This is a genomic window from Ancylobacter sp. Lp-2, from assembly GCF_020523795.1.
Taxonomy (GTDB): domain Bacteria; phylum Pseudomonadota; class Alphaproteobacteria; order Rhizobiales; family Xanthobacteraceae; genus Ancylobacter.
Genome location: NZ_JAJALI010000014.1, coordinates 45,342 through 68,455, shown reverse-complemented (window position 1 = coordinate 68,455; position 23,114 = coordinate 45,342). Strand labels below are relative to the sequence as shown.

At 66.6% G+C, this 23,114-nt stretch carries 23 protein-coding genes and 1 tRNA gene; 7 read left to right on the top strand and 17 right to left on the bottom strand.

The window, feature by feature from the left end; genetic code table 11:
* Positions 1-60: 60 nt before the first annotated feature.
* The 3 genes from LGR54_RS23590 to LGR54_RS23580 all read right to left on the bottom strand — a co-directional run bounded on the left by LGR54_RS23590 (position 61) and on the right by LGR54_RS23580 (position 4,762).
* Positions 61-1,959, bottom strand: coding sequence for an extracellular solute-binding protein (locus LGR54_RS23590; protein WP_370638265.1), 1,899 nt, complete (start codon positions 1,957-1,959; stop codon positions 61-63).
* A 134-nt stretch (positions 1,960-2,093) separates the two neighbouring features.
* On the bottom strand, positions 2,094-4,013 hold the full coding sequence (locus LGR54_RS23585; protein ID WP_230364406.1) for an extracellular solute-binding protein: 1,920 nt from the start codon (positions 4,011-4,013) through the stop codon (positions 2,094-2,096).
* A gap of 209 nt (positions 4,014-4,222) precedes the next feature.
* Positions 4,223-4,762 carry a cytochrome c family protein gene (locus LGR54_RS23580; protein WP_230364405.1) on the bottom strand — a complete coding sequence of 180 codons (540 nt, stop codon included), beginning with the start codon at positions 4,760-4,762 and terminating at the stop codon, positions 4,223-4,225.
* Positions 4,763-5,186: 424 nt separating this feature from the next.
* Between LGR54_RS23580 and LGR54_RS23575 the strand changes: the two genes are divergently transcribed.
* Both LGR54_RS23575 and LGR54_RS23570 read left to right on the top strand, forming a co-directional pair.
* Positions 5,187-6,044 carry a prephenate dehydratase gene (locus LGR54_RS23575; RefSeq protein ID WP_230364404.1) on the top strand — a complete coding sequence of 286 codons (858 nt, stop codon included), beginning with the start codon at positions 5,187-5,189 and terminating at the stop codon, positions 6,042-6,044.
* Positions 6,045-6,278: 234 nt separating this feature from the next.
* Positions 6,279-7,760, top strand: coding sequence for an amidohydrolase family protein (locus LGR54_RS23570; RefSeq protein WP_230364403.1), 1,482 nt, complete (start codon positions 6,279-6,281; stop codon positions 7,758-7,760).
* Between the two features lie 117 nt (positions 7,761-7,877).
* Here LGR54_RS23570 and fabI read toward each other — a convergent pair whose 3' ends face one another.
* The 3 genes from fabI to fabA all read right to left on the bottom strand — a co-directional run bounded on the left by fabI (position 7,878) and on the right by fabA (position 10,722).
* Entirely contained in the window at positions 7,878-8,711 is an 834-nt protein-coding gene (gene fabI / locus LGR54_RS23565; protein WP_230364437.1) for an enoyl-ACP reductase FabI, read from the bottom strand.
* A gap of 135 nt (positions 8,712-8,846) precedes the next feature.
* Complete coding sequence (gene fabB / locus LGR54_RS23560) at positions 8,847-10,070, bottom strand: beta-ketoacyl-ACP synthase I (RefSeq protein ID WP_230364402.1); 1,224 nt, start codon at positions 10,068-10,070, stop codon at positions 8,847-8,849.
* 145 nt (positions 10,071-10,215) lie between these two features.
* Positions 10,216-10,722: a 3-hydroxyacyl-[acyl-carrier-protein] dehydratase FabA gene (gene fabA, locus LGR54_RS23555; protein WP_230364436.1), complete on the bottom strand. Its 507-nt coding sequence runs from the start codon at positions 10,720-10,722 to the stop codon at positions 10,216-10,218.
* 402 nt (positions 10,723-11,124) lie between these two features.
* On the opposite strand from fabA, the gene irrA reads away from it, so the two are divergent.
* Positions 11,125-11,607, top strand: a complete 483-nt coding sequence (gene irrA / locus LGR54_RS23550) for an iron response transcriptional regulator IrrA (RefSeq protein WP_281419118.1) — start codon at positions 11,125-11,127, stop codon at positions 11,605-11,607.
* 171 nt (positions 11,608-11,778) lie between these two features.
* On the opposite strand, the gene LGR54_RS23545 is transcribed toward irrA, so the two are convergent.
* Positions 11,779-12,216 carry a hypothetical protein gene (locus LGR54_RS23545; RefSeq protein ID WP_230364401.1) on the bottom strand — a complete coding sequence of 146 codons (438 nt, stop codon included), beginning with the start codon at positions 12,214-12,216 and terminating at the stop codon, positions 11,779-11,781.
* A gap of 58 nt (positions 12,217-12,274) precedes the next feature.
* On the opposite strand from LGR54_RS23545, the gene LGR54_RS23540 reads away from it, so the two are divergent.
* Entirely contained in the window at positions 12,275-12,631 is a 357-nt protein-coding gene (locus LGR54_RS23540) for a hypothetical protein (RefSeq protein WP_230364400.1), read from the top strand.
* A gap of 3 nt (positions 12,632-12,634) precedes the next feature.
* Here the strand turns inward: LGR54_RS23540 and LGR54_RS23535 are convergent, their stop codons facing one another.
* Positions 12,635-13,480 (bottom strand): LysR family transcriptional regulator, encoded by an 846-nt coding sequence (locus LGR54_RS23535; RefSeq protein ID WP_230364399.1) that lies wholly within the window; start codon positions 13,478-13,480, stop codon positions 12,635-12,637.
* Between the two features lie 91 nt (positions 13,481-13,571).
* Here LGR54_RS23535 and LGR54_RS23530 point away from each other — a divergent pair, with 91 nt between their 5' ends.
* Positions 13,572-13,979 carry a 4-oxalocrotonate tautomerase gene (locus LGR54_RS23530; protein WP_230364398.1) on the top strand — a complete coding sequence of 136 codons (408 nt, stop codon included), beginning with the start codon at positions 13,572-13,574 and terminating at the stop codon, positions 13,977-13,979.
* 87 nt (positions 13,980-14,066) lie between these two features.
* Here LGR54_RS23530 and LGR54_RS23525 read toward each other — a convergent pair whose 3' ends face one another.
* Entirely contained in the window at positions 14,067-14,714 is a 648-nt protein-coding gene (locus tag LGR54_RS23525; protein ID WP_230364397.1) for an SH3 domain-containing protein, read from the bottom strand.
* Between the two features lie 190 nt (positions 14,715-14,904).
* On the opposite strand from LGR54_RS23525, the gene LGR54_RS23520 reads away from it, so the two are divergent.
* Positions 14,905-15,906, top strand: coding sequence for a D-glycerate dehydrogenase (locus LGR54_RS23520; RefSeq protein ID WP_230364396.1), 1,002 nt, complete (start codon positions 14,905-14,907; stop codon positions 15,904-15,906).
* Between the two features lie 7 nt (positions 15,907-15,913).
* On the opposite strand, the gene LGR54_RS23515 is transcribed toward LGR54_RS23520, so the two are convergent.
* Entirely contained in the window at positions 15,914-16,756 is an 843-nt protein-coding gene (locus LGR54_RS23515) for a molybdopterin-synthase adenylyltransferase MoeB (protein ID WP_230364395.1), read from the bottom strand.
* A gap of 144 nt (positions 16,757-16,900) precedes the next feature.
* On the opposite strand from LGR54_RS23515, the gene LGR54_RS23510 reads away from it, so the two are divergent.
* A tRNA-Arg gene (locus tag LGR54_RS23510) sits at positions 16,901-16,977 on the top strand.
* Between the two features lie 67 nt (positions 16,978-17,044).
* Here the strand turns inward: LGR54_RS23510 and LGR54_RS23505 are convergent.
* The 7 genes from LGR54_RS23505 to LGR54_RS23475 all read right to left on the bottom strand — a co-directional run bounded on the left by LGR54_RS23505 (position 17,045) and on the right by LGR54_RS23475 (position 23,069).
* Positions 17,045-17,608, bottom strand: coding sequence for a methylated-DNA--[protein]-cysteine S-methyltransferase (locus LGR54_RS23505; protein ID WP_230364434.1), 564 nt, complete (start codon positions 17,606-17,608; stop codon positions 17,045-17,047).
* Between the two features lie 107 nt (positions 17,609-17,715).
* Positions 17,716-18,045 (bottom strand): cytochrome C oxidase subunit IV family protein, encoded by a 330-nt coding sequence (locus tag LGR54_RS23500; RefSeq protein WP_230364394.1) that lies wholly within the window; start codon positions 18,043-18,045, stop codon positions 17,716-17,718.
* Between the two features lie 5 nt (positions 18,046-18,050).
* Positions 18,051-18,773 (bottom strand): heme-copper oxidase subunit III family protein, encoded by a 723-nt coding sequence (locus LGR54_RS23495; RefSeq protein WP_230364393.1) that lies wholly within the window; start codon positions 18,771-18,773, stop codon positions 18,051-18,053.
* Between the two features lie 27 nt (positions 18,774-18,800).
* The gene (locus tag LGR54_RS23490) at positions 18,801-19,523 is read right to left on the bottom strand and encodes a cytochrome c oxidase subunit 3 (protein ID WP_230364392.1); all 723 of its coding nucleotides are present in this window, start codon (positions 19,521-19,523) and stop codon (positions 18,801-18,803) included.
* Positions 19,520-21,292, bottom strand: a complete 1,773-nt coding sequence (locus LGR54_RS23485; RefSeq protein ID WP_230364391.1) for a cbb3-type cytochrome c oxidase subunit I — start codon at positions 21,290-21,292, stop codon at positions 19,520-19,522. The genes LGR54_RS23490 and LGR54_RS23485 overlap by 4 nt, the downstream gene beginning before the upstream one ends.
* A gap of 30 nt (positions 21,293-21,322) precedes the next feature.
* Complete coding sequence (locus tag LGR54_RS23480) at positions 21,323-22,156, bottom strand: cytochrome c oxidase subunit II (protein WP_230364390.1); 834 nt, start codon at positions 22,154-22,156, stop codon at positions 21,323-21,325.
* A 52-nt stretch (positions 22,157-22,208) separates the two neighbouring features.
* A complete protein-coding gene (locus tag LGR54_RS23475; protein WP_230364389.1) occupies positions 22,209-23,069 on the bottom strand; it encodes a DUF2189 domain-containing protein in 861 nt (286 codons plus the stop codon).
* Between the last annotated feature and the right edge of the window lie 45 nt (positions 23,070-23,114).

The following is a 23,114-nucleotide window of genomic DNA, read 5'->3' as shown; positions in this document are numbered from 1 at the left end:
TCCGAAGGTGGCGCACAGGGTGGCGGGCGGCGGCCCGCCGGTCAACTTAACGTCCGTTCATCAACCGGCCTTGCGCGCCTTCGCCGACCAGATGTCGGGAATGCCGCGGCCATAGGTCGGGCGCGGCACTGAGGGCCAGGCGAATTCGTCCCAATAGGCGATGCGGTGGAGGCCGGAATACCATTGCGGCACCCAGATCCGGTTGAAGCGCATCCGCCGGTCCAGTACCCGGCAGGCGGTGGTGAGTTCCTCGCGCGAATTGGCGGCGATGACGAGGTCGATCAGCCGGTCGGTCGCCGGATCGGCGATGCCCGAGAGGTTGGACGAGCCCGGCGTCGCCGCCGCCTTGGAGCCGAAGAAGCTGCGCAGCGATTCGCCCGGCACCGCCGACATCGTGTAGCGCCGCACCGTGGCGTCGAAATCGAAGTCGTTGAGCCGGCGCTGATATTGCGCGGGGTCGACGAGGCGGAAACTCGCCGAGATCCCCAAAACGCCGAGATTCTTGATGAAGGGCGCGGTGTGCCGCTCCAGCGAGCCCTCGTCGTCGAGGAACTCGATGGTGACCGCCCGCCCGGCCTTGTCGGTGAGCTTGCCATCCTTCACGACAAAGCCCGCCTCGCGCAGCAGCGCGCTCGCCTTGCGCAGCAGCGTGCGGTCCTGCCCGGAGCCGTCGGAGGCCGGCGGCGACCATGGCTCGCCCTTCAGCACCGCGATCTGTTCCGGCGGCACGAGATCGGCCAGCTTGTCGATCAGCGCCGTCTCGGCGGCGTCCGCCGGCCCCTGCGCCTTCAAATCGGTGTTCTCGAAGAAGGAATGCACGCGCTTATAGGCGCCGTACATCAAATTGGTGTTGGTCCATTCGAAGTCGAAGGCATAGGACAGCGCCTCGCGCAGCCTCGGATCGGCGAATTGCGGCCGGCGCAGATTGAGGAACCAGCCCTGCGCGCCGGACGGCGTGCCGTCGGGCAGCTCCTCGCGCTTCACCCGCCCGTCCTTCATGGCGGGAAAATCGTAGCCGGTCGCCCAGGTACGGGAGGTGAACTCCTCGCGGAAGCGGTAGGCGCCGGCCTTGAACGCCTCGAAGCCCACCTCGCGGTCGCGGAAATATTCGTAGCGGACGACATCGAAATTATCGATGCCGACATTCACCGGCAGCCCGGCGCCCCAGTAATCCGCCACCCGCGCATATTCGACATAGCGGCCGGATTCGAAGCGCCCGACCTTGTAGGCCCCGGAGCCGAGCGGCGGCTCCAGCGTCGATTCCTCGAAGTTCTTCGTCCCGTAATAGGCGCGCGAGAAGATCGGCAGCTGCGCCGCCAGCAGCGGCACGTCGCGCGCGCGAGTCTTGGTGAACCGCACCACCGCGATGTCGGCGCCCTCGGTTTCCGCGCCCTCCATGTCGGCGAGGCTCTGCTGGATGATCGGATGGCCCTTGGCCTTCAGCAGGTTCAGCGAGAAGGCGACGTCCTCGGCATCGAGCGTCGAGCCGTCATGGAAGCGCGCCTGCGGCCGCAGCCGGAAGCGATAGACGGTGCCGTCCTCGCTCACCGCCACCGAGCGGGCGAGAAGACCGTAGACCGCGTCGGGCTCGTCGAGCGCGCGGGCCATCAGCGTGTCGAAGGTCAGCTCGATGCCCTGCGCCGCGTCGCCCTTCAATATGTAGCCGTTGAAGGAATTGAAGGTCTGCAGCGCCTGATTGTAGAAGGCGACCGGCCCCATATGCGAGAAGCCGCCCCCCTTGGGCGCCGCCGGGTCGACATAGTCGAAATGCGCGAAATCGGCGGGATATTTCAGGTCGCCGAACGCCGACAGCCCGTGCAGCTCGCCGGCCGGGATGTCCGCCGCCGCGGGAGGAACAACGGCAGACGCCACACCTTGCGCGAGCACGCGGCGCGGCAGCGCGAGCGCTGCGCCGGTACCCGCGGCAAGAGCGAGCAGCGAACGGCGCGAAAGCCGCAACCCGCCGCGCACAGCCGAGCCGCCGCGGGCGGCAAGGACGTCATCTCCGACGGCCGGTCGATTTTCCTTACTTTTCCTCTCCCCATTGGGGAGAGGGGGAAAAACACCGCTTCGATCGCCCAGGCGCCCTCCGCTCACGGCGCCCCTCCCGTGGCCGCCGCCTTCTGCGCGTCCCACCACCAGATGTCGGGGAAGGCGAAGGAATATTCCGGCAGCTTGTCCGGATGCGAGAACCGGTTCCACCGCGCGGTGCGGTAGTTCGGGTAGTTCCAGGTCGGGATCACGAAGTCATAGGCCAGCAGCACCCGGTCGAGCGCGTGGGTGGCGGCGACCAGGTCCTCGCGATCGCTGGCGTAGATCACCTTCTCGATCAGCGCGTCGATGCCGGGATCCTTGATGCCGGCATAATTGGCCGAGCCCTCGCGCTCCGCCGCCGCCGAGCCCCAGAAGTCGCGCTGCTCGTTGCCCGGCGACAGCGACTGCCCCCAGCCGGTGAGGATCACGTCGAAGTCGCGCGCCCGCAGGCGGTTGATATATTGCGAGGTGTCGACCTGCCGCACGTTCACGGTGATGCCGAGCCGCTCCAGCGCCGGCTTGTAGAATAGCGCCACCCGCTCGAAGGCCGGGTTGGCGATCAGGATCTCGACGGTGAAGGGCTCGCCCTTGGCATTCACCAGCTTGCGGTCCTTCACCGTCCAGCCGGCCTCCTTCAGCAGCCGCGCCGCCTCGCGCAGATTGGCGCGGCGCTCCTCCTCGCCGCCCTGCGGCGGGTTCTCATAGGCGGTGGTGAACACGCTCGCCGGGATCTTGTCCTTCACCCCCTCGAGGATCGCCAGTTCCCGGCCTTGCGGCAGGCCGGAGGAGGCCAGCTCGGTATTCTGGAAATAGCTGGCGGTGCGCTTGTACTGGCCGAAAAACAGCGTGCGGTTCATGCCCTCGAAGTCGAGCGCGTAGTTGAGCGCCCGTCGCACCCGCTGGTCCTGGAACTTCGCCCGGCGCAGATTGGGGATGAAGGCCTGCATTTGGCCGGAGGCGCGGTTGGCGAACTCCTCGAGGATCACCTTGCCGGCCTTGACCGCCGGGAAATTATAGGCGGTCGCCCAGTCCTTGGCGGAGGACTCGATGCGGAAATCATACTGGTCGCCCTTGAAGGCCTCCAGCTCCACCGTGTCGTCGCGGAAATACTCGAAGCGCTGCTCGTCGAAATTATTGGTGCCGACATTCACCGGCAGGTCGCGGCCCCAATAATCCTTCACCCGCTCGAAGGAGATCGAGCGGCCGGGCACCACCTGCTTCACCTTGTAGGGGCCGGAGCCGAGCGGCACTTCCAGCGTACCCTGCGAGATGTCGCGCGGCTTGCCGTCCGGGCCGTTCGCCGTCCACCAGTGCTTGGGCATGATGCGCAGCTGGCCGAGGATCTGCGGCAATTCGCGATTGCCCGCCTGGTCGAAGCTGAAGGTCACCTCGTCGTCGCCGGTCTTCGCCGCCGATTTGACGTGGCTGTAATAGAACGCCTGGCGCGGGTTGTTCTTCACGGTCTGCTCGAACGACCACACTACGTCGTCCGGCGTGATCCTCGCGCCGTCATGCCACTTCGCCTCGGGGCGCAGCTTGTAGGTGACGGAGGAGAAATCGTCGGGATAGCGCACGCTCCCGGCGATCAGCCCGTATTCGGTCGCCACCTCGTCGGCGGCCGGGCTCATCAGCGTGTCGTAGATCAACGACAGCCCGCCGGCGGGATTGCCGCGCGGGATGATGTCGTTCAGCGAATCGAAGGTGCCGTTGGCGGAGAGCCGCAGCAGCCCGCCCTTGGGCGCGTCCGGGTTCACATAGTCGAAGCGCTTGAAGTCGGCCGGGTATTTCGGCTGCCCGAGCAGCGAGAGGCCGTGGCGCCATTGCGGGTCCGCCTGCGCCGGGCCGGCAAGGCCGAATCCGCCGAGCAGGAGCGCCGCGCCCGTCAGCGCCAGCACCAACCGGCGGGAAGGGCGCACGGCGCTGGCAGGGACGACATGGGCCGGAGCGGCGGGAACCGGGGGGTGTCGGCGATCGACCATGCGGCGCACTTTCCTTGTTCGGACCTCGGGCGGCGGGTGACCACGCCGGCCCTTCCGGCACAGCCTACCTCCCGCGACGCCAATGTGAACGGTGACGTTCGGAAAACAATAAGGCCGGAAGCGCGCCGCGCCTCCGGCCTGACGTGATCGTGAAGCAATTCGCCTGCAATTCCGAAGCTTTGTCTCCGGAAGCCGGCCGATAGCCCGGCTCAGGGCGCCGGCAGCGGCTGCGGGCTGTGCGACAGCGAGTTCAGATAGACCAGCAGGTCGGCGCGGTCGGTTTCCTTGGCGAGGCCGGCAAAGCCCATGGCGGTGCCGGGAATGTCGCCCTTGGGGTTCTTCAGGAAGGCGTTCAGCTCGTCAAAGGTCCAATGGCCGCCATGCCCCTTGAGCGCGGCGGAATAGGCGAAGCCCTCGGCGCTGGCCACCGGGCGGCCGACCACGCCATAAAGGTCCGGGCCGACCTTGGCGCCGGCGCCTTCCTGGAAATTGTGGCAGGCGGCGCACTTCTTGGCGACGACGGCGCCCTTCTCGGCGCTGGCCTTGGACAGCAGCTCGGCGATCGGCACGTCGGCGGTGGTGGCGGCCACGGCGGCCCCGCCGCCGCCTTCGGGAACGGCGATCTCGAAGCCCGGCTTCTCAGGCGCGTGCGACGTGAACAGGATGCCCGAAAACACGTTCAGGCCCAGCGTGAAGGTCAGCACGCCGAGCACGGCGCCGGCGATCTTGTTCAGCTCGAAGCTGTCCATATTGAGTTCCGCTCCCTCGACCGGCACCACGATCCATCCGGCTGAACCATTGATGCCCGCACGTAATGTAACAGCCGCTTTACGCAGCCGCCAACGGCGGGCGGAACTAATCATTTTGACCCTAGGCGTGCAACCCGTATAAGCGCGCCGTCGGTGCTACGTTTCGCCACCGTCCGCGCCCGTGCGGGCCGGCGCCATCCCCGCGCAAGTCTATGACATTTCTGTCATTTCTCGCGCAGCTTGCCGAAACGGCAGGCGGTCCGGGCACAGGCCCGGCCCCCGCGCCCGGCGCGCGGGCGGCGGGGAGCGGCAGGTGGCGCGGCGTTCCGTCGCGCTTTTTGCGGTGCGTGGAGCGGCTCCGGCGGCAGCGCCGTGTCGAGACGCCACGGGCCATCCGTGCGCGCAGCTAAAGGACGTGAGGACGATGAAGACCCCCCGCATCGTGGCCTTTCAGGGCGAGCCCGGCGCCAATTCCCACAATGCCAGCCGCGAGCGCTTTCCCGACGCCGTGGTGCTGCCCTGCCCTACCTTCGAGGATGCCTTCGCCGCCATCCAGTCCGGCGAGGCCGATCTCGGCATGATCCCGATCGAGAACTCGGTCGCCGGCCGCGTCGCCGACATCCATCATCTGATGCCGACCTCCGGGCTCCACATCATCGGCGAGCATTTCCTGCCGCTCTCCCACCAGCTGATGACGGTGAAGGGCGCGACCTTGGCGACGGTGAAGACCGTCACCAGCCATGTCATGGCGCTCGGCCAGTGCCGCAACATCATCCGCAAGCTGGGCCTGAAGGCGGTGGTCGGCTCGGACACCGCCGGCGCCGCGCGCCTCGTCGCCGAGGCGGGCGATCCCACCGTGGCCGCCATCGCCCCGCGCCTCGCTGCCGAGATCTACGGCCTCGACATCATCGCCGAGAACATCGAGGACGAGGCGCACAACACCACCCGCTTCATCCTGCTGTCGCGCGATGCCGACTGGGCGCCGGCCAATAACGGGCCGACCGTCACCACCTTCGTGTTCCGGGTGCGCAACGTGCCGGCCGCGCTCTACAAGGCGCTGGGCGGCTTCGCCACCAACAGCGTCAACATGACCAAGCTGGAATCCTACCAGCTGGACGGCGAGTTCTTCGCCACCCAGTTCTATGCCGACGTCATCGGCCATCCCGACGATGTCGGGCTGAAGCACGCGCTGGAGGAGCTCGCCTTCTTCTCCAAGGAGCTGCGCATCCTCGGCGTCTACCCCGCCGACGCCTACCGCATCGCGCTCAGCGCCGGCGAATAGGGTCGACCGGAGCGGCCACCGCCTGCGCTGGCGACCGCGCAGGAGAGGCGTCGCTCGCGGGCATCCTGACGCGCAACCTCCTCGCGGGGGCGCCTCCCACGGACGGCGTCTTCCCGCGGGCGGCAGCCCCTCCCCCGGGGGCTCGCGGGTTGCGCAGGCGGCGTATCCGCGTAGGGTGCGCGGGTCGCGAACGGGACCGGCGAACCGCCTCCCGAGCCGACCCGGAGGTGCCTCATGTCGTTTCGCCCCTCACCCCCTCCCGCCAGCTTTGCCTGTACCGACCCGACCGCCGCCGAGGCGACCGACCATGTCGGCTGCCTCTGCCATCGGCCGGAGCTGGCTGCGCTGACCGCCCGGCTCGACGCCGGCTTGTCGCGGCGCGGCTTCGTCGCCGGCATGGCGGCCTCGCTCGCCGCGCTCGGCCTCGCGCGCCCGGCGCGGGCGCAGGGCGCGCCGGGCGGCCCGCAGCGAATCCTCTTCACCAATATCCGCCTGTTCGACGGCACCTCCTCGTCGCTGCGCGACGGCGTCTCGCTGCTGGTCGAGGACAACCGCGTCAAAGCCATCACCGCCGGCACCCCGACGCCGCCGGAGGGCGCGCGGGTGATCGACGGCGGCGGCCGGGTGCTGATGCCCGGCCTGATTGACATGCACTGGCACGCGATCTTCGCCGCGCTGCCGCTCCCGGTGATGATGACGGCCGAGCCCGGCTACATCTTCCTCGCCGCCGCCGCCGAGGCCGAGCGCACGTTGATGCGCGGCTTCACCACCATTCGCGATCTGGGTGGCCCGTCCTTCCCGCTCAAGCAGGCGATCGACGAGGGGCTGACCACCGGCCCGCGCATCTATCCCTGCGGCGCGATGATCACCGCCAGCGCCGGCCATGGCGATTTGCGCCCGCTCTCCGAGCTGCCGCGCGCCGCCGGCGTGCCGGGCCATACCGAGCAGACCGGCGCGCTCGCCATCGCCGATGGCGAGGCGGAGGTGATGATGCGGGCGCGCGAGCAGCTGATGCAGGGCGCCTCGCAGCTGAAGATGGTCGGCGGCGGCGGCGTGTCCTCGCCGCGCAGCCCGCTCGACGCCTCCACCTTCACGCAGGGCGAGATGGCCGCCGCGGTGCAGGTCGCCGGCGACTGGAACACCTATGTCGCCAGCCACGCCTATGCCTCGCCGACCATCCGGCGCTCGCTCGACGCCGGCGTCACCTGCATCGAGCATGGCCATCTGATGGATGAGGAGATCGCGGCACGGATGGCGGAGAAGGGCATCTGGCTCAGCACCCAGCCCTTCCTCAGCGCCGAGGATACCGGGCCGCTGACCGGCCCCAGCCGCGACCGGTCACTGATGATCTTCGCCGCCACCGACAGCCTCTACGCGCTGGCGAAGAAGCACGGCATCAAGACCGCCTTCGGCTCGGACATGCTGTTCTCGCCGGCCCTGGCGCGGCGGCAGGGGGTGATGCTCACCCATCTCGACCGCTGGTATTCCGGCGCGGAAGCCCTGAAGATGGCCACCGCCACCAATGCCGAGCTGCTGGCATTGTCCGGCCCGCGCAATCCCTATCCCGGCAAGCTCGGCGTGCTCACCGAGGGCGCCTATGCCGACCTGCTGCTGGTCGACGGCAACCCGCTCGAGGACCTGTCGCTGATCGCCGATCCCGAGCGCAATTTCCGCCTCATCATGAAGGACGGCAAAATCTATAAGGACACGCTCTAAAGCATTTTCGAGCGAAGCGGGCACCGGCTCGCGGGAAGAAAATGCGCAGTAACAAAGACTTGGAGCATGTCCGGTGAACCAGACCTGCTCTAGCGCGCGCCCTTAACGGCAGGCGGCCTATTGCGCCGCCTCGCCGGCCTCCACTGCATCCTCGATGGTCTTCAGCGCCTCGGGATGCGGCATGGAGATGATGTTGTAGCCGGAATCGACGAAGTGCACCTCGCCGGTCACCCCGCTCGACAGGTCGGAGAGCAGGTACAGCGCCGCGCCGCCCACCTCGTCGATGGTGACGGTGCGCCGCAGCGGCGCATGGCGCTTCTGGTAGTTGAACATCAGCCGCGCATCGGCGATGCCGGCGCCGGCGAGCGTGCGGATCGGCCCGGCGGAGATGGCGTTCACTCGCACGCCCTGCGGCCCGTAATCGGCGGCGAGGTAGCGCATGCTGGCCTCCAGCGCCGCCTTGGCGACGCCCATCACGTTGTAGTTCGGCATCACCCGCGTCGAGCCGCCATAGGTCAGCGTCACCAGCGAGCCGCCATTCGGCATCAGCTCCGCCGCCCGCTTGGCCAGCTCGGTGAAGGAGAAGCAGGAGATCACCATGGTGCGCGAGAAGTTCTCCCGCGTGGTGTCGGCATAGCGGCCCTTCAGCTCGTTCTTGTCGGAGAAGCCGATGGCGTGGACGAGGAAGTCGATCGTCCCCCACTTCGCCTTCAGTTCCGCGAACAGCCCGTCCACCGAGGCGATGTCCTCGACGTCGCAGGCGAGCACGGTGTCGCTGCCGAGGCTCTGCGCCAGCGGCTTCACCCGGCGGCCGAGCGCCTCGCCCTGATAGGTGAAGGCCAGTTCCGCCCCCTGCGCCGCCAGCGTCTTGGCGATGCCCCAGGCGATGGAATGGTCGTTGGCGACGCCCATGATCAGGCCGCGCTTGCCCTGCATCAGGCTGCCCTGCATCGGGGTGTCGTGCACCGGATTGCCCTGCGTCAGGCTCATCGTCTTCTCCTCGCGGCCGGCGCAACGCCGGATGGAGCTCTTTCCGACCGAACCATGACGTCCGGTCGACGGGAAAGCACGCTCACGTCAAAAAAATCAGGCGGCGTCGGGATGCTGCAGCACCAGCACGGCATTGGCGCCGCCGAAGCCGAAGCCGTTGGACAGCACCCGGCCGAGCTTCACATTGTCGATGCGCTCGCGAGTGATCGGCATGTCGGCGAAGGCCGGGTCGATCTCGTCGATATGCGCGCTCGGGGCGATGAAGCCGTTCTGCATCATCAGGATCGAGTAAACAGCCTCGTGCACGCCGGTGGCGCCCTGCGAGTGGCCGGTCAGCGACTTGGTGGCGGAGATCGGTGGGCAATTGGCGCCGAACACCTCGCGGATCGCCTCGATCTCCTTGAGATCGCCGATCGGCGTCGAGGTGGCGTGCGGGTTGATGTAGTCGATGCCACCCTTCACGCCGGCCAGCGCCAGCCGCATCGCCCGCGCCGCGCCTTCGCCGGAGGGGGCGACCATGTCGGCGCCGTCCGAGGAGGTGCCGTAGCCGACGATCTCGGCATAGATGCGGGCGCCGCGCGCCTTGGCGTGCTCCAGCTCCTCGAGCACCAGCACGCCGGCGCCGCCGGAGATCACGAAGCCGTCGCGGTTCTTGTCATAGGGGCGCGAGGCCACCGCCGGGCGGTCATTGTAGTCGGAGGACATCGCGCCCATGGCGTCGAACAGGCAGGACAGCGTCCAGTCGAGATCCTCGCAGCCGCCGGCGAACATCACGTCCTGCTTGCCGTACTGGATCATCTCGGCGGCGTTGCCGATGCAGATATTGGTGGTCGCGCAGGCGGCCGAGATCGAATAGCTGGCGCCCTTGATCTTGAACCAGGTCGACAGCGTCGCCGAGGCGGTGGAGCTCATCGCCTTCGGCACCGCGAACGGGCCGACCCGCTTCGGGCTGGTGTTCTTGCGGGTAATGTCGGCGGCTTCCACGATGGTGCGGGTGGAGGAACCGCCCGAGCCCATCACCATGCCGGTGCGCTCGTTGGAGATCTCGTTCTCCTCAAGCCCGGAATCGCGGATCGCCTGTTCCATGGCGACATGGTTCCAGGCGGTGCCGCCGCCATGGAAGCGCATGGCGCGGCGATCGACGATGGCGCTGGCGTCGAGCTGCGGCGCGCCGTGCACCTGGGAGCGGAAGCCCAGTTCGGCATAGCTGTCGGAGCGGGTAATGCCGCTCTTGCCCTCGCGCAGCGAGGCCAGCACCTCCTGGGTGGAGTTGCCGATCGACGAGACGATACCCATCCCGGTGACGACGACGCGGCGCATAGGCTTTCCTTCCTTGGCGGGGTCCGGCGGCGTTGTTAGTCCGGCGCCGCGCGGGGACCCCTCTTCGTGAGTGAGCCCCCGGCAGATGGCGCCGGGGGCCGTTGTCGACAAGGGCCGCGTGACGGCCGTGTACGGCCGGGGAGGCTCAGGTCTGGAACAGGCCGACCTTCAGGTCGCTGGCGCGGTAGATCACCTCGCCATCGGCTTCCAGCCAGCCATCGGCGATGCCGAGCACCAGCTTCGAGCGCATCACGCGCTTGAAGTCGATGCCGTACACCACCTTCTTGGTGGTCGGCAGCACCTGGTTGGAGAATTTCAGCTCGCCGAGGCCGAGCGCGCGGCCACGGCCGGGGGAGCCGAGCCAGCCGAGATGGAAGCCGACCAGCTGCCACATGGCGTCGAGGCCGAGGCAGCCCGGCATCACCGGGTCGCCCTTGAAGTGGCAGGCGAAGAACCACAGGTCGGGGTTCACGTCGAGCTCGGCCCGCACATGGCCCTTGCCGTTGGCGCCGCCATCCTCGGAGATCTCGGTGATGCGGTCGAACATCAGCATGGGGGGCAGCGGCAGCTGGGCGTTGCCGGGCCCGAAGAGCTCGCCGCGCCCGCATGCGAGCAGTTCATCGTAGGAGAAGCTGTTCTGCCGTTCGACCATCGCCGCCGTATCACCACGCATCATGTTTCGACCGCGAGCGACATGGAGCCGCCCGGTTTCTGGCGCTTCCTATCACAGCGCCCTGCCGGCTCAAAGCCATCCTCAGTGCGGCGCTACCGCTCAGTGTGTCGGGAGCGTGACGGGCGGGCCGGCGCGCGGGAGCCCGCCCCCCTGTTTGGAATGATTACTATAGTGCGACGCATGATTGCCCTGACGCGAAGCCTGCGAATATAATGCCAGTTGAAAAACCCGTTGCCCGCGGCCATTTGCGCTGTGGCGGCATCGCCTTTGCAACCGCTTGCGGCGTCGGTCGAAAGTCCGATTATCGCTTGGATTGTCTGTTCGGAACGTGAAATGAGCGAGACTTTTCGCCCTGCCCCTATCGCCGTATCTCGCATGGTGATGGAGGATGACGAACCGGTGCTTCCGGTGGCCCGGCTGCGGGATGTCGCTGCCGCGAGCCGTACCGGCTGCCCGTTCCATGACGTCCGCCACATGCTGCGCGACGTCGGGCTGCGTCCCACCCGCCAGCGCCTGGCGCTCGGCTGGCTCTTGTTCGCCAAGGGCGACCGTCACGTCTCGGCGGAAATCCTGCACGAGGAAGCCATCAAGGCGCGCTTCCCGGTGTCGCTGGCCACCGTCTACAACACGCTGCACCAGTTCACCGAAGTCGGCCTGCTGCGCGAGCTCGCCATTGACGGGTCGAAGACCTATTTCGACACCAACCCGTCCGACCACCATCACTTCTTCATGGAAGGCGAGAATCACCTTCTCGACATTCCCAGCACGGCGGTCGAGGTGGAGCGGGTTCCCGAGCCGCCGGAAGGCTACGAGATCGCCCGCGTCGACGTCGTGGTGCGCCTGCGCCCCAAGCGCCGGGGTTGATCGCGTCGGGGCTGAGCCCCGGCAGCGTCGGACGGGAATAAGCAAGGCCGGTCGCAAGACCGGCCTTTTTGTTTGATCGAATCGCTAGGCCACGCCAATCCTGAGTTCGACAAAGCCGCTCAAGCAGGGCGACACCGGATATGAGCTCAGCCGACACTCGACCGTCTACGTTCACCTTCGATCTCTCTCGAGGAACGTAAGATCGGGCTCATCCTCGATCTCTTTGTGGCCCCTGCCGATCAGGATTATCTCGCCGCGCGGTGGGCGTTCGACAACGGCCTGTTTCAGAGCTTCTACATTTCGGCCGCCCAGGCCCTCGAGAAATATCTCAAGGCCGCCCTGCTCCTGCAGGACGAGTCGACGCTGGGATATGACCATGATCTGGTCGGGCTCTACACGGCGGTCAGCAGGATCGATCGGCGAGGATACCTGCCCGCCACCCTCGACCTGCCCGACACGACGGCCATGGGCCGGACGGCGTGGCAAGGGAAGCCTGCGAGCCTGTTCGCCGACTATCTGAGGAAATATGGATCGCCGGACAATCGCTACGCCTTTTACGGCACGTTCGTAAACGGCCCGGTGCTGCACGTCCTCGATATACTGTGCCATGCACTACGCCGACTGATGCGCAGCAGTAATTTCGTTGACGGCGACATGTTCGAGTTACGTGCGTGCGTTCGACGACAGGATTGCCGATCCTCCCGATTGGATGCTCGACCCGCAGGCCCTTCTCGAACGGCTTTTCGTAGGACGGTACCAAGTTGGGCAAGCCGAAAGGCTGCGACAGGCCTTTCTCAATTTGAACATGGCCTACACGCAAGAACGGCAAGACGGCGAACGGAGCTTCGGCGGCCAGCACCTCCATGGCTCTCCGCTACACAATGCGGTCGTGCGGATGCGCAAACTCGATCCGTCTCCCGAAAACGCCGCCATCGTCGAGCAATTGCGGAAGTGGGCCCTGAACCGGATCTTCATGCCAGAAAAGGTCCGCGCGCACCTCGGCTATCCGCGAAAAGGCAGCTAGCCCCTAACCCCGCACCCACGCCGCCAGAGCCGCCAACGCCCGCTTCTGCTCCGGTTCGGAGGCGCGCGCGTGCAGCATCACCGTGGCCTCGGGCAGGCCCGGCAGGCCGAAACCGTGCCCGACCTCCCGGCTGCCGGCCGGCGCCAGCCGCAAGGCCAGCGGCGCCACGGCCAGCCCGGCCGATACGGCGGCCGCGACCGCCGCGACGCTGCCGCCGACGAAAGCTTCCCGCCAGGCGAGGCCGCCGGCCGCGAGCGCCTTCAGCGCTTGCGCGCGCACCCCGCAGGGCGCGGCGAGCAGCGCCAAGGGCACCATCTCCCCGGCGGCCAGCCGCAGCGAGGGGCTGGCGAACCAGCCATAGCCGTCGACGCGCAATTTTTCGCCGTCGCGGCGGTCGCCCTCCCGCCGCACCAGCACCGCATCGAGGTCGCCGGCGTCATAGGCATCGAGCAGGGCCCGCGAGAAACCCGCCCGCACCTCCAGCCGCACCGCCGGAGCGGCGGTGCCGATTCGGCCGACCAGCGCGGCCAGCCCATCCCCCACCACCTGGTCGCTGATGCCCAGCCGCAACCGCGCCGGCTCGGCCGCCTCCCACAGCCGCGCCCGGCGCTCGGCGGCGAGCAGGTCGCGGGCGAGCGGCAGGAAACGCTCGCCGTCGACGGTGAGCCGCACCAGTCGCGGCGAACGTTCGAGGAGGCTGCGCCCCAGCCGCGCCTCCAGCTTGCGCATCTTCAGGCTGACCGCCGACTGGGTGGTGCCGTCGAGCTCGGCGGCCCGCGTGAAGCTGGCGAGTTCCGCCACATGCACGAAGGCTTCGACGAGATCGAGGTCGAGCGGCCGATCAATCATTTCACATCATCATTGATATCATCAGCGATATGATTTCATCATTCGTATCGCGGCACTAGCCTACCCCCCGACATCACGAGAGGAGGCGCCCATGCCGATGATCCAGATCTCCTATGCCCCCGGCCCCGCCACCCCCACGGGGATCGAGCCACGCATCGCCGCCCTTGCGGCACGGCTCGCCGAGCGCGAGCTCGGAAAGGACCCGGCGGTGACGGCGGTGGCGATCCAGCGGATAGACCCCGCGCACTGGTTCTGCGGCGGCCAGCCACTCGCGGAGCAGCGTCTCGCCGGCTTCTGGCTCGACATCCGGGTGACGGAAGGCACCAACGACAAGACCGAGAAGGCGGCCTTCATCGCCGCGACCTTCGCCGGCATGGGGGAATTGCTGGGACCGCTGCATAGCGAGAGCTACGTGCATGTGGTCGAGGCGCGGGCCGATTCTTATGGCTATGGCGGCCGCACGCAGGAGCGTCGCTACATCGAGGCGCGTCCGCTCTGATCGATCGGCCTCACCGCACCGGAATCGGCCGCATCGTCCACCTCACTGTCTTCCGTCCAGCACTCCAGCAGGACGGAGATAGAGGTATCAATCCACCTTTTCACCCGGATAGACGCCCCACAGCTTCTCCTGCTGGATGAAGCCCTCGAAGCCGTCGCCATAGAAGCGGCACCAGGTGCCGTCGCAGTCGCTCACCTGACCGAGCACGCCCGGCTCCACCTGGGCGGCGACGCGGGACTTGGCGTCCCGGCTGGCATAGAGCGAGGTCGCCCCGCCTTTCAACCACGGCCCGACCAGCGCGGTGCGCCGGCTCGACAGCATGGAATGATAGACCCAGCCCTCGGCGCCGTCGGAATCGCGGATGCGCCGCCAGGTCTCGAACTCCGCGGTGATCTCCACCGGCAGGCCGGCGCGGGTGAATACCCAGGCCACGCCATGGTCGCGCGAGGGACCGGAGCGTACATTCACCTTGTCCGCCTTGATGGAGACGAAGCGCGGCACCGGCAGCCCGCTTTCCCGCCCGACCGGGCCGCTGGTGGCCGGTGCCGAGGCCTGCGTCTGCGCGTGGGCATGCGAAAAAGTCTTGTAGATCAATGGCTCCGCCGCCAGCACCGCCGCCGCCGCGATCAGGGCGAGGATCAGGGAGCGCTTCCGGTAGCCGCCCCCGGGCCGTCCGCCGGGGCGTTCCTTGCCGCCTCGAAGCTTCGCACCGATTCGAAGCGTGGAAATTCGCATCGTTCCTGTCACCTGTTCATCGCATGCACCAAGACGCCCGGAGGAAGCTCCGGGCGGCGGGCGCACGCCTGCACCGCGAATGGGTGCTTTTTGTGTTTCGCCGACCCGTCTGCTAATGAGGCACCGTCCCGACCGGACGGCATTTTCCGCCTTCGACGTTAACGGGACCTTGCTCGCGACGGGGATTGAGATGGCCCGCAAGAAGCCGCTGGTCGTGGTGACCCGCAAATTGCCCGACAAGATCGAAACCCGCATGCGCGAGCTGTTCGACGCCCGGCTGAATGTCGAGGACGTGCCGCTGACGCAGGCACAGCTCGCCGATGCCATGGCGAGCGCCGATGTGCTGGTGCCGGCGATCACCGACCGCATCGACACCCGAATCATCGAGGCGGCCGGCCCGAATCTCAAATTGATCGCCAATTTCGGCAATGGCGTTGATCATATCGACGTCACCGCCGCCATCGAACGCGGCATCACCATCACCAATACGCCCGGCGTCCTCACCGAGGACACCGCCGACATGACCATGGCGCTGATTCTCGCGGTGCCACGGCGACTTACCGAGGGAGCCTCCCTCATCATCCGCGACGAGGGCGTCTGGCCCGGCTGGTCGCCGACCTGGATGCTCGGCCATCGCATCTGGGGCAAAAGGCTGGGCATCATCGGCATGGGCCGCATCGGCCAAGCGGTGGCGCGCCGCGCCAAGGCCTTCGGCCTGCAGATCCACTACCACAACCGACACCCGCTGCCGGCGCAGATCGAGGACGATCTGGAGGCCACCTATTGGGACAGCCTCGACCAGATGCTGGCCCGTATGGACATCATCTCGGTCAATTGCCCGCATACCCCGGCCACCTTCCACCTCCTGTCCGCCCGCCGGCTCAAGCTGGTGAAGCGCGACGCCTATATCGTCAACACCGCTCGCGGCGAAGTCATTGACGAACATGCGCTTATTCGCATGATCGAGACCGGCGAGCTGGCCGGCGCCGGCCTCGACGTGTTCGAACGCGAGCCCGCGGTCAGCCCGAAGCTCCTGAAGCTCGCCCGCCAGGGCAAGGTGGTGCTGCTGCCGCATATGGGCTCGGCGACGGTGGAAGCCCGCATCGATACCGGCGAAAAGGTGATCGTCAACATCCGCGCCTTCATGGACGGTCATCGCCCGCCGGATCGCGTCGTGCCGTCCATGCTGTGAGAGCCGCTCAGCGGCGGTGGCGCGACAGGTCGGTGATGGTCGGCGCGGTTCCGGTCAGCGGATTGTCTGGATCCCAGCCATAGCTGAGCGTCTCGAAGCGCATCGACAGCGTATCGATCATCAAGAGGCGCCCGACCAGCCCCTCGCCGAAACCGACCACGGCGCGGATCGCCTCCAACGCCACCAGCGAACCGGCGACGCCGGCTATCGCGCCGAGGATGCCGGCCTCGGCGCAGCTCGGCACGGTGCCGGCCGGCGGCGGCTCCGGAAACAGGCAGCGATAGGTGGGGTTGGGCGTACCGTCGGCCCCGCTCTCATGCGCCCGCAAGGTCGTGACGGTCGCATCGAAGCGCCCGAGCGCGGCGGTCACCAGCGGCTTTTTCGCCAGCACGCAGGCATCCGAGACGAGATAGCGCGTGGAGAAATTGTCCGAGCCATCGATCACCACGTCGACCTCGCCGATGAGGCCAAGCGCGTTATCCGCCGTGAGCCGCGCCGCTTCGCCGCGAAAGGCGACATGCGGATTGAGCGCCGCGACGAACGCTTCGGCGCTTTCCGTCTTCAGCCTGCCGACCGCCTCGGTCGTGTGGATAACCTGCCGCTGCAGATTGGACAGCGAGACGACGTCGTCGTCGACCACGACCAGCCGGCCGACACCGGCCGCTGCGAGATAGAGCAGTGCCGGCGCGCCAAGCCCGCCGGCACCGACGACGAGCATGCTCGCCTTTTTGAGCTTCTGCTGCCCCGGACCGCCGATCTCGGCCAGCACGAGATGGCGGGCATAGCGCTCGATCTCCTCGGCGGAGAAGAACGGCTTGCGGACGGCGGCGGCGGGCGCATCGGTGCTCATGACGCCCGCTATATAACCATCGCCCGTCCCACCGCCATATGGCGAAGCCGGATCGGCGCATTTCCGGCGAAGGAGCGGCGGGCACATGTTGCCCAGGCGCGGGCATTCGACTAAGAAGACGACGTTCGACGCCTCGCGCTGTCGGCACCCGTAGCTCAGCTGGATAGAGCGTTGCCCTCCGAAGGCAAAGGTCGCACGTTCGAATCGTGCCGGGTGCGCCAAATCCCAGCATTTCGCTGACGCCGGGCCGCTTCGGCATCCGGGCCGCGCCCGGCCGATCGATAGTGTTCAGAACCCGAAAGACTGCTGCGCCGGTGGCGGCGAGCCGACATGGACGCCCTCGAGCTCCAGCATGCGGATCTTGGCGGTGGAGCCGCCCGGGGCGGAGAAGCCGCCGACCTTGCCACCGGCCGCCAGTACGCGGTGGCAGGGAATGAGCAGCGCCACCGGATTCTTCGCCATCGCCTGCCCGACGTCGCGCGCCGCTTCCGGTCCGGCGCCGAGCTGCCGCGCCAGCGCGCCGTAGGTCGTGGTCTCTCCCCAGCCGACCTGCCGCGCCGTATCGTAGATCCGCCGGAAGAAGTCGTCCTGATCGCCGAGGTCGAGGGTGAAGCGGGAAAAATCGACCGCCTCGCCGGCGAAATAGCGCTTCACCGCGGCGACCGCCTCGTCGATCTCGCCGCAAGGCGTGCCGGGTACGGCCTCCGGTACGCGCCGCAGCAGGTTGCGCTCGGTCGCTTCGGCGCTGTGCGTCGGCAGCTGGAAGCGGGTGATGCCGGCCTCGCTCCAGGCGATGCCGCAATAACCGCCCGCCGTTTCGAAGATGAGATAGTGCTGCGCTGATTGGCCCATGGCACGGCTCATGGCTCGGCCCTCGACGTTTCCGACTCGGATGAACTGCCAACTCGCATGAACATCGTCGACCGAGGCGGCGAGTTCAACCCGATCTCGTCACCCGCTCACAGCAGGCCGGGATGAAGGGTACGGCTCAGCAGGGTGTAGTCCGACTCCAGTACCATGATGGCGACGAAGACCAGCACCGCGCCGATCGGCAGCAGGATGGCATAGACCAGGGCCAACCGTTCCCAGGCCATATGCATGAAGACGGCGACGATCAGCCCTGCCTTGAGCACCATGAACAGCAGGATCAGCGAATATCTGAGATGCCCCTGCAGGTGGAAATAGTCGACCAGGTAGGAGCAGGTGCTGAGCACGAACAGCCAGCCCCACACCACGAGATAAAGCCGGATCGGGTGCTGCGCGCTGTCATGGGTCGCAACGTGTGCCATTTTGCTCACCACAGATAGAAGAAGGCGAAGATGAACACCCAGACCAGATCGACGAAGTGCCAATACAGGCCCATGATCTCGACGGATTCGTAACTCCCCTTCCGGCTGGTGAAGAAGCCGCGCCTTCCTGTATCGAAATCTCCGCGCAGCACCTTGCGCGCGATGACGATCAGGAAGATCACGCCGAAGGTAACATGCGTGCCGTGGAAGCCGGTGATCATGAAGAAGCTGGAGCCGAACTGCGCGGCGCCCCACGGATTCTCCCATGGCCGGACACCTTCATGGATCAGCTTGGTCCATTCGAAGGCCTGCATGCCGACGAAGGCGGCACCCAGCGCCGCCGTCGCCAGCATGAGCACGGCGGTGGTGACGCGGTCGCGCCGGTAGCCGTAATTCACCGCCATCGCCATGGTGCCGCTTGAGCTGATCAGCACGAAGGTCATGATGGCGATCAGCAGCAGCGGAAACGACGTGCCGCCGATCTCCAGCGCGAACACCTCGCTGGGATTGGGCCAGGGCACCGTCGTCGACATGCGCGCCGTCATGTAGGAGATCAGGAAGCAACTGAAGACGAAGGTGTCGCTCAGGAGGAAGATCCACATCATAGCCTTCCCCCAGGAGACGTTCTTGAACGCCCGCTGGTCGGACGAGAGATCGGCGGCGATGCTCGCGAGACCGGAAGAGTGCCGGGCCTCGTCCGCCTCGTTCCTTAGCGAGATCTGCACCATCGATCGCTCCTTCGGCTCAGCACATGTTCAGCTCAACGCCTGACGACAGATCTCGAAGAAATCGCCGGCCCAGCCGGCGATCAGCGCAAACAGCACCAGCCACACGACGAGCAGGAAGTGCCAATAGATGGCGCACAGCTCGACACCGAGCCGCAGCTTGCCCCGCTCGCCGGAGACTTTATCGCCTCGGGCCTCATCGGTGCGGAACGCACGAGACGTGACGCGCGCCAGCGCGACGAGCCCGCCCAGCACGTGCAGCACGTGCAGCCCGGTCATCAGATAGAAGAAGGCATTGGCGGGATTGGAGGCGAGAAAATAGCCCTCCCCCACCAGTTCACGCCAGACCATCAGCTGGCCGATGACGAAGGCGAGCGTGAAGACGCCGGCAGCGATCAGCCCAAAGCGCACGCCATCGAGGTCGGCATGGCGGGATTGCACCTTGCTCCATTCCAGCGCGGCGCTGGCGAGGATGAGCAGGCCGGTATTGAACCAGAGCAGCCTTGGCACCGGCAGCGGCCACCAGTCGGCGGCCTGCAGCCGCATCGAATAGGCGCTGATGGAGAGCGCGAACAGCACGCCGGCAACCGCCAGGAAGACGCCGAGCCCGATCTTCGCCGGCGGTGGGCGTACGCCCGGCGGCTCGTCGATGACGCCGATCTCCAGCCAGGGCTTGGACATGATCCGCTGCGTCGACAGCCACCAGGCGACAACGCCGATGAGGATGGCGAGGAAGGCGACGACGATGGTCATGGCGCCCGGCTCGCAATCTCGCCGGCCAGCGGCGGCTGGTTCTGCGGGATGAAGTCCTCCGGCGCGCCGGGGACGTTGTAGTCATAGGCCCAGCGGTAGACGACCGGCAGCTCCTTGCCGAAATTGCCGTGCGGCGGCGGCGTCGCCGAGGTCTGCCATTCGAGCGAGCAGGCGCGCCACGGATTGCCGCCGGCCGGGCGCCCATGGCGCAGGCTCCAGATCAGGTTGAACACGAAGGCCAGCTGCGCGGCGCCGACCAGCAGCGCCATCACCGTGATGAAGATGTTCAGGTCGTGCGCCGACGGCGGATAGATCGCGGTCTCGCCCATCTCGTAATAGCGCCGCGGCACGCCCATCAGCCCGAGATAGTGCATTGGGAAGAAGATCAGATAAGCACCGAGGAAGGTGACCCAGAAATGGAACTGTCCGAGCGGCACGCTGAGCAGCCGCCCGGTCACCTTCGGATACCAGTGATAGATGGCGCCGAAGATCACCAGGATCGGTGCCACGCCCATCACCATGTGGAAATGGGCGACGACGAACATGGTATCCGACAGCGGCACGTCCACCACCACATTGCCGAGGAACAGCCCGGTCAGCCCGCCATTGACGAAGGTGACGATGAAGGCGAGCGCGAACAGCATCGGCGTGGTGAGGTGGATGTCGCCGCGCCAGAGCGTCAGCACCCAGTTGTAGACCTTGATCGCGGTCGGTATCGCGATGATCAGGGTGGTGGTCGCGAAGAAGAACCCGAAATAGGGGTTCATGCCGCTGACATACATGTGGTGCGCCCACACCACGAAACTGAGCGCGCCGATCGCCACGATCGCCCACACCATCATCCGGTAGCCGAAGATGTTGCGTCGAGCATGGACGCTGATGAGGTCGGAGACGATGCCGAATGCAGGCAGCGCGACGATATAGACCTCGGGGTGGCCGAAGAACCAGAACAGATGCTGGAACAGGATCGGGCTGCCGCCGCCATAAGGCAGGCGCGCGCCCTGCTCGATGATCTCCGGCATGAAGAAGCTGGTGCCCAGCAGGCGGTCGAACAGCATCATCACGGCGCCGACGAACAAGGCGGGAAAGGCCAGCAGCGCCATCACGCTGGCGGTGAAGATGCCCCACACGGTGAGCGGCATGCGCATCAACGTCATGCCGCGTGTGCGGCCCTGCAGCACGGTGACCACGTAGTTGAGGCCGCCCATGGTGAAGCCGATGATGAAGATCATCAGCGAGACGAGCATCATGACGATGCCCCAGGCGAGGCCCGGCGTGCCCGCGGTAATCGACTGGGGCGGATAGAGCGTCCAGCCGGCGCCGGTCGGCCCGCCCGGCACCGCGAAGCTGGCGAACAGCACCACGACCGCGAGCAGATAGAACCAGAAGCTCAGCATGTTGGCATAGGGAAACACCATGTCCCGCGCGCCGAGCATCAGGGGGATCAGGTAGTTGCCGAAGCCGCCGAGGAACAGTGCGGTCAGCACATAGACCACCATCATCATGCCGTGCATGGTGATGAGCTGGTAATACGCATCAGCGTCGATGAAGGAGAGTGCGCCGGGGAAGGCCAGCTGCAAGCGCATCAGCCAGGACAGCATCAGCGCGACCAGGCCGATCGACAGCGCGGTGACGGAATATTGCACGGCGATGATCTTCGCGTCCTGGCTGAACACATAATGCGTCAGCCAGCTCTTCGGATGGTAGAGTTCGACATCTTCGACCTCGGCTAGCGGCACGCCGGCCACGCCAAGCGGAACATCGACCATCGGCACCCTCCCTCGGCAAGATAGCCTTGCCTATTGCTGCGCCTTGACTTCGCCCTTCTGCCTTGTCGGTCCGTCCTGCTGCGCGAGCATCCGCCTCTGCTGGCCATCCAGCCAGGCGTCATAGGCAACCTGCTCCTCGACCACGACCGATCCGCGCATATAGGGATGGCCGGTGCCGCAGAGTTCCGCGCAGAGGATGTCGAACGTGCCGGTGCGTGTCGGGGTGAGCCAGAAATAGGTGCTGGAGCCCGGTAAGATGTCCATCTTGGCCCGGAACTCCGGCACGTAGAAATCATGCAGCACGTCGGTGGAGCGCAGCAGCACCTTGATCGGCTTGCCAATCGGCAGATGCAGGTCCTCACCTTGCAGCACGACATCGTCCCGGCCGTCGGGATCGTTCTTGTCCAGCCCGAGCGGATTGTCGTCGGTGATGCTGTCGACGCGGGTCTTGCCGAGCTTGCCGTCCTGGCCCGGCAACCGGAAGCTCCATTGCCATTGCTGGCCGACGATCTCGATCGCCGAGGCGTCGGGCGGAACGGTGATGAAATGGTTCCACACGAACAGGCCGGGCGCCAGCATCGCCGCGACCCCGAGGCCGGTGATGACGGTGAGGCCGGTTTCGAGCCTGCGGTTCTCCGGCTCGAAAGCGGCCCGATGCCCCTCGCGGTGGCGGAAGCGCCAGACGCAATAGGCCATGAACAGCAGCACGGCGACGAACACGACGCCGGTGATCCAGAAGGTGATGATGATGGTGTCGTCGATATATTGCCAATTCGACGCGATGGGCGTCCACCACCATGGACTCAGGAAGTGAAACAGCACGGAGCCGACGGCCACAACAACAAGAACCAGGACGACATGCATCACATATCTCCATGGCCGCCGTTCGATCCGCGATCCCCGTGATTGTTCGTTCTTACTGCACGACCTTGCGATAGAGATGCCACGTGGCGTGACCGAGCACCGGCATGACCACGACGAGGCCGACCAGCAGCGGAAGGGCGCCCAGCACCAGCCCGCCGGCGACGATGAAGCCCCAGGCGAGCATCGGCACCGGATTGACCATGAAGGCGCGGACCGAGGTGCGCACCGCCACCGAGACGCCGACGCGATGATCGAGCAGAAGCGGGAAGGACACGGCGCTTATGGCGAGCACCGCCACCGCGAACAGGAAGCCGACCCCGACGCCGATCACGATCAGCGCCCAGCCCGGCCCGGTGGTGAAGACCGTGGTGACGAAGGCCGACACCGATTCCGGCAGGCTAGGCCCCAGCGTCATCCGATAAATCCCCATCGCCACGAGCAGCCAGACCAGGAAGATGCCGACCAGTATCAGGCCGAGCTCGACGATGGCGGCGAGCGAAGGCGAGGCGAACACGCCGAAGGCGTCACTCCAGGTGACCGACTGGCCCTGCTCGCGGCGCCGGCTCATCTCATAGAGCCCGGCAGCGGCGAACGGGCCGATCAGCGCGAAGCCGGAGACCAGCGGGAACAGCAAGGGCAGGAGGCCGTTGCCGAGCGTCGCGGCCCCAATCAACAGGCCAGCCAGCGGGTAGATCAGGCAGATGAAGATCACATCCGTCCGATACGCGCCGAAATCACTGAAGCCCCGTATCAACACATCCTTGAGATCGGCGACGGTGATCCGCCGCACCTGGGGGACCACCAAACCCGCTTCTTCCGCAGGGTGATGAAAAGCATGCTCCACCGACCTAACAGCATCGAATGTCTGCCTGATCTGGTCGAAGCTCCATTCAACAGGATTCCGGACCGTCATCGCCATTCCTCCCGAACGACCTGCCCGAGGAGATACCCGTCGCGA

Bases quoted from the DNA above. Each gene is read 5' to 3' on its own strand.
- LGR54_RS23585 (WP_230364406.1), bottom strand. From the start codon at position 4,013: ATGGTCGATCGCCGACACCCCCCGGTTCCCGCCGCTCCGGCCCATGTC.
- LGR54_RS23580 (WP_230364405.1), bottom strand. From the start codon at position 4,762: ATGGACAGCTTCGAGCTGAACAAGATCGCCGGCGCCGTGCTCGGCGTG.
- LGR54_RS23575 (WP_230364404.1), top strand. From the start codon at position 5,187: ATGAAGACCCCCCGCATCGTGGCCTTTCAGGGCGAGCCCGGCGCCAAT.
- LGR54_RS23570 (WP_230364403.1), top strand. From the start codon at position 6,279: ATGTCGTTTCGCCCCTCACCCCCTCCCGCCAGCTTTGCCTGTACCGAC.
- fabI (WP_230364437.1), bottom strand. From the start codon at position 8,711: ATGCAGGGCAGCCTGATGCAGGGCAAGCGCGGCCTGATCATGGGCGTC.
- fabB (WP_230364402.1), bottom strand. From the start codon at position 10,070: ATGCGCCGCGTCGTCGTCACCGGGATGGGTATCGTCTCGTCGATCGGC.
- fabA (WP_230364436.1), bottom strand. From the start codon at position 10,722: ATGGTCGAACGGCAGAACAGCTTCTCCTACGATGAACTGCTCGCATGC.
- irrA (WP_281419118.1), top strand. From the start codon at position 11,125: ATGGAGGATGACGAACCGGTGCTTCCGGTGGCCCGGCTGCGGGATGTC.
- LGR54_RS23545 (WP_230364401.1), bottom strand. From the start codon at position 12,216: ATGGCACAGTATATCGAGGACGTGCAGCACCGGGCCGTTTACGAACGT.
- LGR54_RS23535 (WP_230364399.1), bottom strand. From the start codon at position 13,480: ATGATTGATCGGCCGCTCGACCTCGATCTCGTCGAAGCCTTCGTGCAT.
- LGR54_RS23530 (WP_230364398.1), top strand. From the start codon at position 13,572: ATGCCGATGATCCAGATCTCCTATGCCCCCGGCCCCGCCACCCCCACG.
- LGR54_RS23525 (WP_230364397.1), bottom strand. From the start codon at position 14,714: ATGCGAATTTCCACGCTTCGAATCGGTGCGAAGCTTCGAGGCGGCAAG.
- LGR54_RS23520 (WP_230364396.1), top strand. From the start codon at position 14,905: ATGGCCCGCAAGAAGCCGCTGGTCGTGGTGACCCGCAAATTGCCCGAC.
- LGR54_RS23515 (WP_230364395.1), bottom strand. From the start codon at position 16,756: ATGAGCACCGATGCGCCCGCCGCCGCCGTCCGCAAGCCGTTCTTCTCC.
- LGR54_RS23505 (WP_230364434.1), bottom strand. From the start codon at position 17,608: ATGGGCCAATCAGCGCAGCACTATCTCATCTTCGAAACGGCGGGCGGT.
- LGR54_RS23500 (WP_230364394.1), bottom strand. From the start codon at position 18,045: ATGGCACACGTTGCGACCCATGACAGCGCGCAGCACCCGATCCGGCTT.
- LGR54_RS23495 (WP_230364393.1), bottom strand. From the start codon at position 18,773: ATGGTGCAGATCTCGCTAAGGAACGAGGCGGACGAGGCCCGGCACTCT.
- LGR54_RS23490 (WP_230364392.1), bottom strand. From the start codon at position 19,523: ATGACCATCGTCGTCGCCTTCCTCGCCATCCTCATCGGCGTTGTCGCC.
- LGR54_RS23485 (WP_230364391.1), bottom strand. From the start codon at position 21,292: ATGGTCGATGTTCCGCTTGGCGTGGCCGGCGTGCCGCTAGCCGAGGTC.
- LGR54_RS23480 (WP_230364390.1), bottom strand. From the start codon at position 22,156: ATGCATGTCGTCCTGGTTCTTGTTGTTGTGGCCGTCGGCTCCGTGCTG.
- LGR54_RS23475 (WP_230364389.1), bottom strand. From the start codon at position 23,069: ATGACGGTCCGGAATCCTGTTGAATGGAGCTTCGACCAGATCAGGCAG.